Origin of the sequence: Bacillus sp. JJ1127 (genome assembly GCF_036965845.1) — a bacterium.
GTDB lineage: Bacteria > Bacillota > Bacilli > Bacillales > Bacillaceae_G > Bacillus_A.
In genome coordinates this window covers 2,924-11,904 of record NZ_JBALQK010000092.1, presented here as the reverse complement: position 1 = coordinate 11,904, position 8,981 = coordinate 2,924, and the positions used below count along the sequence as shown (strand labels likewise).

Annotated in this window: 8 protein-coding genes; all 8 read left to right on the top strand. The window is 38.5% G+C overall.

What is annotated here, in order from left to right; all coding sequences use genetic code 11:
* Positions 1 to 200 precede the first annotated feature (200 nt).
* The 8 genes from hpaE to V7183_RS10480 all read left to right on the top strand — a co-directional run bounded on the left by hpaE (position 201) and on the right by V7183_RS10480 (position 8,899).
* A complete protein-coding gene (gene hpaE, locus V7183_RS10515) occupies positions 201 to 1,724 on the top strand; it encodes a 5-carboxymethyl-2-hydroxymuconate semialdehyde dehydrogenase (RefSeq protein ID WP_335359453.1) in 1,524 nt (507 codons plus the stop codon).
* Between the two features lie 208 nt (positions 1,725 to 1,932).
* Positions 1,933 to 3,405: a 4-hydroxyphenylacetate 3-monooxygenase, oxygenase component gene (gene hpaB / locus V7183_RS10510; RefSeq protein WP_335359452.1), complete on the top strand. Its 1,473-nt coding sequence runs from the start codon at positions 1,933 to 1,935 to the stop codon at positions 3,403 to 3,405.
* A 33-nt stretch (positions 3,406 to 3,438) separates the two neighbouring features.
* On the top strand, positions 3,439 to 4,422 hold the full coding sequence (gene hpaD / locus V7183_RS10505; RefSeq protein WP_097896001.1) for a 3,4-dihydroxyphenylacetate 2,3-dioxygenase: 984 nt from the start codon (positions 3,439 to 3,441) through the stop codon (positions 4,420 to 4,422).
* Positions 4,423 to 4,500: 78 nt separating this feature from the next.
* The gene (locus V7183_RS10500) at positions 4,501 to 5,385 is read left to right on the top strand and encodes a riboflavin kinase (protein ID WP_335359454.1); all 885 of its coding nucleotides are present in this window, start codon (positions 4,501 to 4,503) and stop codon (positions 5,383 to 5,385) included.
* Positions 5,386 to 5,449: 64 nt separating this feature from the next.
* Positions 5,450 to 5,782 carry a DUF485 domain-containing protein gene (locus V7183_RS10495; RefSeq protein ID WP_097896004.1) on the top strand — a complete coding sequence of 111 codons (333 nt, stop codon included), beginning with the start codon at positions 5,450 to 5,452 and terminating at the stop codon, positions 5,780 to 5,782.
* The gene (locus V7183_RS10490; RefSeq protein WP_335359451.1) at positions 5,772 to 7,322 is read left to right on the top strand and encodes a solute symporter family protein; all 1,551 of its coding nucleotides are present in this window, start codon (positions 5,772 to 5,774) and stop codon (positions 7,320 to 7,322) included. Before V7183_RS10495 ends, V7183_RS10490 begins: the two co-directional genes overlap by 11 nt.
* Before the next feature lie 30 nt (positions 7,323 to 7,352).
* On the top strand, positions 7,353 to 8,144 hold the full coding sequence (locus V7183_RS10485) for a fumarylacetoacetate hydrolase family protein (RefSeq protein ID WP_335359450.1): 792 nt from the start codon (positions 7,353 to 7,355) through the stop codon (positions 8,142 to 8,144).
* A complete protein-coding gene (locus tag V7183_RS10480; protein ID WP_335359449.1) occupies positions 8,141 to 8,899 on the top strand; it encodes a fumarylacetoacetate hydrolase family protein in 759 nt (252 codons plus the stop codon). The genes V7183_RS10485 and V7183_RS10480 overlap by 4 nt, the downstream gene beginning before the upstream one ends.
* The last annotated feature ends 82 nt before the right edge of the window (positions 8,900 to 8,981 follow it).

The following is an 8,981-nucleotide window of genomic DNA, read 5'->3' as shown; positions in this document are numbered from 1 at the left end:
AACATTGGCGAAGGGAAACTACATCCTGATATGGATGGGCAAAACATGCGTGTATTTGCCAAGAGTTATTTTAGGCTATGCCTAACCAAAATTCATCCCCACCTTACCGCTGGGCTCTTGCCCGTCACGCGCTTGAAGATGGGGACTTCTTTCGAAAATACGTTAAAGGGGTAAAATAACTGAGCTGTGGAGGGAAGAGGATGCATACGGAAGCAAAGAATGCTCAAAAATATAGAGTGCATGAGCAAGTGGAAAATATAGATTTATATATTAATGGGGAATTTATACCTGCGCAATCAGGTAAAGTATTTACAAATATGAATCCGTTTACAAATGAAGAGATTAATAGAGTAGCAGAGGGTAGTACTGCAGATATAAATGCGGCAGTAACTGCAGCAAAGGTGGCTTTTGAAAAGGGGCCATGGGGTAAGATGAAAGTCGAAGAGAGAATGAAATATATAAATCGCATTGCAGATTTAATTGATGCAGAAATAGAAGAAATCGCATATTTGGAAGCATTAGATACGGGTCTTCCTATTAGTCAAACGAGAAACATGACGTCTCGAGCAGCTGAAAATTTTCGCTTTTATGCAAGAATGGTTCAAACGAAATTACATGGTGAATCGTATCCAGTTAACCGTGAATTTATTAACTACACTGTGTATAACCCAATCGGGGTTGTTGGACTTATTACCCCATGGAATGCACCGTTCATGTTAGAAACTTGGAAAGTTGCTCCAGCATTAGCTACTGGGAATACGGTTGTCTTGAAGCCTGCTGAATTATCTCCTTTAACAGTTAACAAGCTTGCGGAAATTATTGATAAAGCAGAAGTGCCAAAAGGAGTATTTAATGTGGTTCATGGGTTTGGAGAAACTGCTGGTGCGGCTCTTGTTGCACATAAAGATGTGAAAGCGATATCATTTACGGGCGAAACAACGACAGGTGCCATCATTATTAGAAATGCTGCTGACACGCTAAAAAAAACATCAATGGAACTTGGCGGTAAATCCCCTCTTATTGTATTTGATGATGCAGATTTAGAGCGTGCCTTAGATGCGACTGTTTGGGGGATTTTCTCATTTAACGGAGAGCGCTGCACAGCAAATTCTCGTTTATTACTTCACAAAAATATTAAAGATCAGTTCATTGAAAAATTAAAAGAACGTGTGGGATATATTACGATGGGTGATCCGATGGACCCAGCAACAGAACTCGGACCTTTAATTGAAAAAGAACATTTTCAAAAAGTACAAGAGTACATTGAGCTTGCAAAAGAAGAAGGTTGTGAGGTTGTACAAGGGATTGTTCCAGAAGAGATTAAGGCAGGGAACTTTGTACCACCAACTTTATTATTACATGCAAAAAATGATATGCGTGTATGCCAAGAAGAAATTTTTGGTCCTGTTATGGCTGTTATTGAATTTGAAACAGAAGAAGAAGCAATCGCAATTGCAAATGACGTCAGATATGGCCTTGCTGGTTACGTTTGGACAAATGATATAAAGAGAGGCCATCGTCTTGCACAGTCGATCGAAGCAGGAATGTTATGGGTAAATGCGCAAAATGTACGCGATCTTCGTATTCCGTTTGGTGGAGCAAAAGATAGCGGAATTGGAAGAGAAGGCGGTCACTATGCAATTTTTGAATTTTATACAGAACCAAAGGTAATCCATGTTGCGATTGGAGAGCATCATATTCCGAAGTTTGGAAAAAAGAAATAGACGTTAGGAACAAATAGCGGGAATGACTTTCTATATATACATCAATNNATGCATAGAAGCGGTCAGGACCTTTTCTGCCACATGCGAAGTAAAAACAGAAAGAGTAAGCGAGTATAGGTTAGTTTTTATTCTGCATAGCAGGGATGTAGATGTCGAAAAATTAAAACGGATTTATATAAATAATAGTTTTTCGAAAGGGGAGAGTGAAATGCCAGCAAAAACGGGAAAAGAATATATTGAAAGAGTAGATCAAGCGAACGCAAATGTGTGGATTGACGGGAAGAGAGTAGAAGGGAAGATTTCAGAACATCCCGCTTTTAAAGGAGTTATGAAAACGCAATCTGAGTTATATGATATGCAGCATGACAAAGAGAAAGCGGAGTATATGACTTATATTTCTCCGACTACGGGAGAGCGTGTAGGTACTTCGTTTCTACAACCAAAAACAAAAGAAGATCTAGAAATGCGCCGCAAGATGATACAAGAATGGGCGAAGTATAACGGCGGCATGATGGGACGCTCTCCAGATTATATTAATGCTGGTATGATGGCTTACGGATCGGCTTCAGAAATGTTTGGAAAGCAGGATGCATTTTATGCGAAAAATATGGCTGAATACTATGAATATTGCAGGGAGAATGATTTGTCTTTAACGCATACATTAATTCAGCCTCAAGTGAATCGTGCTGTAAATGCTGCTCAATTACCTGATCCTTATATCGCAGCTCGCATTGTAGAGAAAACCTCTGAAGGCGTAGTGATTCGAGGAGCACGTTTACTAGCAACGCAGGGTGGAATTACAGATGAAATTATGGTATTCCCTTCAACTCTTTTAAAACAATCCGAAGAGGAAAATCCATATGCATATGCGTTTTCGATTCCAAATAACACACCGGGATTAAAGTTTATTTGCCGGGAATCGTTTGATTATGGGAAGTCCCATTTTGATCATCCGCTCGGATCACGCTTTGAAGAGATGGATACAATTGTTGTATTTGATGATGTTGTGGTGCCTTGGAATCGTGTATTCGCTCTAGGTGATGTAGGGGTTTGTAACCAAGCTTACAATGAGAGCAATGCAGTTGTTCATATGACACATCAAGTTGTCTCAAAAAATATTGCGAAAACCGAATTTGTATTAGGCATTCTTCAGTTAATGGTAGAAACAATCAATATTGGTCAGTTTCAACACGTACAAGAGAAGATGTCAGAAGTCATTATGGCGCTGGAGACTGTGAAAGCGTATGTGACAGCGGCAGAGGCAAATGCAAAGCTGGATAAGTGGGGCATTATGACACCAGACTTTACACCATTAAACGTTGCGCGTCATTATTACCCAAAAATTTATCCAAGGTTCAGTGAAATTATGCAATTACTTGGAGCAAGTGGCTTAATGGCGATTCCATCAGAGTTAGACTTCAAGTCAGATTTACGTCCAGATTTAGATAAATATTTACAAGCAGCAAACGGGGATGCGTATAATCGCGTTAAACTTTACCGACTTGCTTGGGACGTTTGTATGAGTGCATTTGGTACGAGACAGACATTATATGAGCGTTTCTTTTTTGGAGATCCAGTTAGAATGGCAAGTGCGTTGTACAACGGCTACGATAAACAAGTGTATGTGGATCGTGTAACAGAGTTTTTAAATCGTTCTGAAGAGTTGGTAGAAAAAGCATAAAAGGATAGAAAAAGAAACTCGGAGGTGGAAGGGATGGATTTTAATATTATTCGAATTGCAAGAGCGGTAATTCATGTAAAGGATTTGGAGCGCTCAAGGGAATTTTATGTAAACGCTTTAGGTTTTATCGAAACAGAGTGTGATGAAGAACACATTTACTTAAGAGGATTAGAAGAGCATGTTCATCACAGTTTAGTACTAAAAAAATCAGATCAGCTAGGCGTTCAGGCACTCGGTTATAAAGTAAAGAGTGAAGAAGATTTAGATAAACTAGCAGCGTTTTTCCAATCAAAAGGATTAAAAACAAAGTGGAAAGAGGAAGGGACACAATATGCGCTTGGAAGAGCATTACATGTACATGATATATCAGGTATGCCGCTTGAATTCTTCTGTAAGATGACAGGTGCGGAGCGTATGATTCAGCGTTATGATCAGTATAGAGGAGCAAGAATCCAGCGAATTGATCATGTGAATTGTGCTGTCCCTGATGTGGAGAAAGCTTACAATTTCTTTGTAAATGAACTCGGTTTTGCGTGTTCCGAATATACAGCAACAGAAGATGATCGCGTGTGGGCAGCTTGGCTTCATCGAAAACAAACTGTGCATGATCAAGCATTTATGAATGGAGAAGGGCCAAGGCTTCATCATATTGGTTTTTGGTTACCAGACCCGTTGGCACTTATTCATTGCTGTGATGTACTTGCATCTCTCGGTTATGGAGCAAATATTGAAAGAGGACCTGGTCGTCACGGATTATCCAATGCGTTCTTCTTATATTTACGGGATCCAGATGGGTATCGAATCGAACTTTATAACGGGGATTATTTAACAAGTGATCCAGACTTTAATCCAGTGCGCTGGGATTTAAATGATCCAAGACGCCAAACATTCTGGGGGCATAAAGCACCGGATAGCTGGTTTAATGAGACATCACCATTTCTAGATATTGAAACAGGTGAAAGAATACAGGAAGCAAGTCCTACGTTAGAACAACGAAAACCAGATTTTGTTTTGTAGATTGACAGATATTATAGGAAATCACCTTTTGTGAAGTGAACAGTTTAATGAAAAGGGGTAGGTGTTAAGGTGAAGACGATGTATATTCAACATCCAATTTCTAAAGCGTTACGAGATGAAGCTGAAGAATGTGTGCTTGCACTTGGCTTTTTTGATGGAGTTCATATGGGGCATAAACAGTTGATTAGGGCGGCGAAAGAGATTGCACGTCAGAAAAATATAACATTTGCTGTAATGACTTTTTATCCGCACCCAAGAGACATTATTGATTCCTCTAAAGGTCCAATGAAATATTTAACTCCTTTGCAAGTGAAAGAAGAACGCTTTAAAAATATGGGGGTTGAAAAACTAATCGTGGTGAAATTTGATCCAACATTTGCCCGCCTATCCCATGAAGAATTTGTAGAAACATATATTGTAGGATTTCGATGCCAGCATGTTGTTGCTGGTTTCGACTATCACTATGGATATAAGGGCCAAGGAAATATGCTGTTACTGAAAGAACAAGGCCAGAAACGATTTGATGTTACAACGATTCCAAAAATAGAGCATAGTCATAACAAAATTAGTTCAACTGCCATTCGGCAGTTGCTTGCAATGGGATCAGCACACGATATTCCGGCGTACCTTGGTGATTATTACGAGATAAGAGGAAGAGTGAAAAAATCAGCTTCTTTTTATCAAATCTATAGGTTTGCCGAAATTTTAGTAGATAAAGATTACATGCTACCAGTACATGGTGTCTATCATGTTGAAGTAGAAATAGATAATCGTGTATATAAAGGCGTATGCCAACAAATCTCCCAGCATAATGATGTGCAATCTCTCCTTCTTCAGTTATCAAACTGCTCTGTAGATTTATCGCAAAAACATGTGAAAGTAAAATGGATTCAATATATTTTTGGGAAACAACATGCATATGATATGAATCGATATTTTTTGTCGGGCGATTTAGCGATGTAATGTGAAAAATAAAGAGAAGCGTTAAATTGGTATAAAACTGAGTAAAGGGTGAGGTGGGTTTTATATGATAAAATCCAGTAAAAACATAAATTATAAGAAGATTGCCAATTCGGAAAAATTTAAAGAATTATTGAATGCTAGAAAGAAGTTTACCGTTTCCGTTACGATTTTTTTCATTTGTTTTGCATTACTTCTGCCTATTTTAACATTAGATACCGATATTTTAACAAAGCCGGCTATTGGTGCAATATCATGGGCCTGGATATTTGCTTTTGCACAATTCGTGATGACAGGGGTAATTTGTCATTTATATGTAAAAAAAGCAGCCTATTTTGATACATTAGCTGAGGAAGTATTAACAGAAGAGGCAGAAGGGAGACAAGCAGATGGATTTTAAAGTTGTGACAATGTTTGGATTGATTGTTGTGATTACACTTTTGATTACATATTATGCCTCGAAAAAAACAAGTAATGCGAGCTCTTTTTATACAGCCGGAGGGGGATTGAAGGGATGGCAAAATGGATTTGCCATCGCTGGTGACTTTATGTCAGCTTCTTCTTTTTTAGGTTTAATTGGAGCGATTTCACTTTTTGGATATGATGGTTTCTTCTTAATGTACGGTGCACTTGTCTCCTATTTAGTTGTATTACTGTTAGTAGCTGAACCTCTTCGGAATCTTGGAAAGTATACGCTAGCAGACATGATCACGGAGCGTTTTCAAAATAAAAAGATTCGTGGTGTTACTGCATTTAATGCACTTGTGATTTCTGTTTTTTATATGCTTGCACAGCTTGTAGCAGCAGGATCATTATTTAAGTTATTATTAAATATTAATTATGAAATATCGGTAGTCATTGTGGGACTTGTTATGCTCATTTTTGTTATTTTTGGTGGCATGACAGCTACAAGCTGGGTTCAAATTACAAAAGCTTTTCTTCTGTTAGGCGGGACATTTATTATTTTTATGATGGTAATGACTAAATTTGATTTTAATATTTTACGGATTTTTGAAGAAATGAAAACAGCTACTCCTCTAAAAGAAGCCTATTTAAATCCAGGTGCAAAATATACGAATGGGTTAGATGCATTTTCATTAACACTCGGGTTAATTCTTGGTACAGCTGGGCTTCCACATGTTCTTAGTCGCTTTTTGACAGTGCCAAACGCAAAAGTGGCACGGAAATCCGTCGTGTATTCTATTTGGATCATCGGCTTATTTTATATCATGGTAATATTTTTAGGGTTCGCGGCAGCGAAATTTGTCGGGGCTGCAGATATTATGGCGGCAAATCCAGCTGGAAATATGGCTGCACCGTTACTTGCAAAAATATTAGGTGGTGACATATTATTCGCTGTTATATCAGCTGTTTCCTTTGCGACTATTCTTGCTGTAGTAGCAGGTATTGTTGTAACAGGTGCTACTGCATTCTCTCACGATTTTTACAATGAAATTATTCGGGAAGGAAAAGCGACCCAGAAAGAACAGCTTCGTATGGCGCGGCTTGCATCTATTGGGATCACCATCTTTTCTATTATTCTAGCGTTATTTGTTCAAAAAATGAATGTTGCATTTCTTGCCTCACTAGCGTTAACGGTTGCAGCGAGTTCTAATTTACCGGTTATTTTATTTACTGTATATTGGAAGCGTTTTAATATAGCTGGAGCTATTACAGGAATGCTCGTTGGTTTATTTGGAAGTATGATTCTTGTTGCACTAAGTCCAAGTGTGTGGAGTCCAAAACCAGGGCAGGCGCTCTTTGTTGGAGAACCATTATTCCCGTTAACATCTCCAGGAATTGTCTCTATTCCGTTAGGATTTTTAGGGGCTTATATAGGTACGATCCTATTTGCGAAAAGAAGTAAGACTGGTAATTTTGAAGAAATATTAGTGAAGTCGAATACAGGAAGTGATGTGAAGGGTGTTAGTCATCACTAAGGTAAATATTTGTTCATTAGGGGTGAGAAAATGAGTAAGATAAAGTTTAAATTTTGTGGTGCGAAGCAGATAGAAGAAGGAGAAGTAAATTTAGTAGAAGACATAATCAAATGGAATGGAAAGCATTATGAGAATAATGAACTAACATTAGATGTTCCAACTATAGGAAATATATATGGAACATTGTTGAATTATAAAGGAGTACTTGCGGCATTAGGAAATTCGGTACATGAATTACCATATAAACAAGCGCCAAGTGCTCCTATTTTGTATATAAAACCTGCGAATACGATTATTGCCAGGGGAATGTCTATTCCGTTGCCAAGTGAAGTAGAAGAGTTAGAAGTTGGCGCAGCTCTTGGCATTGTAATCGGAAAGAGGGCAACGGGAGTACGTGAGGAGCAGGCGCTGGAATATATAGCTGGTTATACAATTGTGAATGATATTAGCGTGCCACATAATAGCGTATATCGTCCCGCTGTGAAGCAAAAAGCACGCGATGGATTTTGTCCAGTTGGTCCATGGATTATGGATCGAGATGCTGTAGAAAATCCAGATCGTTTAGAGATACAAGTATATATCAATGGTGTATTACGGCAGGAGAATAATACGGAAAACTTAATTAGGCCAGTAGCACGCCTCATTGCTGATGTGACAGAATTTATGACATTAAATGAAGGAGATATACTGCTTGTTGGTGTTCCGGAAAATCCTCCCTTTGTAAAAGACGGAGATATCATTCGTATTGAGATTGAAGGAATTGGAAGTTTAGAAAATAAGGTTGTACTTGAAAAAGAACTTGTGAGAGGAGGGATACGATGAAGAGAGCACGTGTCGCATACGCTGGTGCCATTTATAACGCTACTGAAGTAGATGGCCAGTTGAAATTAGATGATGGACGTCTTCTATCGGAAGAAGAAGTGATGTGGCTACCGCCAGTTGAGCCACGAACAGTATTTGCTTTAGGTTTAAACTATGCAGATCACGCAAAAGAATTATCATTCAATGCGCCAACAGAACCGCTTGTCTTTTTAAAAGGGCCTAACACATTCATCGGCCACCGTGGTCAAACGTATCGTCCAGAAGACGCAACGTATATGCATTATGAATGTGAACTAGCAGTCGTAATTGGTAAAACAGCTCGAAATGTAAAGAAAGAGGAGGCATATGATTACGTCGCAGGATATACAGTAGCGAATGATTATGCCATACGGGATTACTTAGAAAATTATTATCGCCCGAACCTTAGGGTGAAAAATCGTGATACATGTACGCCAATCGGTCCATGGATTGTAGATGCAGCTGACATTGACAATCCAATGAACTTAACGCTCCGTACGTATGTAAATGGCCAGTTGACACAAGAAGGAACAACAAAAGATATGATCTTTGATATTCCATCTTTAATAGAATACTTAAGCAGCTTTATGACGCTAAGTAAAGGAGATATTATTTTAACAGGTACGCCAGAAGGACTGGTTAATACAGCGGTTGGAGACGAAGTGATTACGGAAATTGAAGGAATTGGCCGCTTAATAAATACAATTGTTGGTGAGGAAAAGTTTTCTAAACGATAGAAAGGAAAACAAAAGAGTAGCTATATATACATCAATTAAAAAACCGATATAAAACCCTTTTTTTAGGTGGGAGAGAGCATCT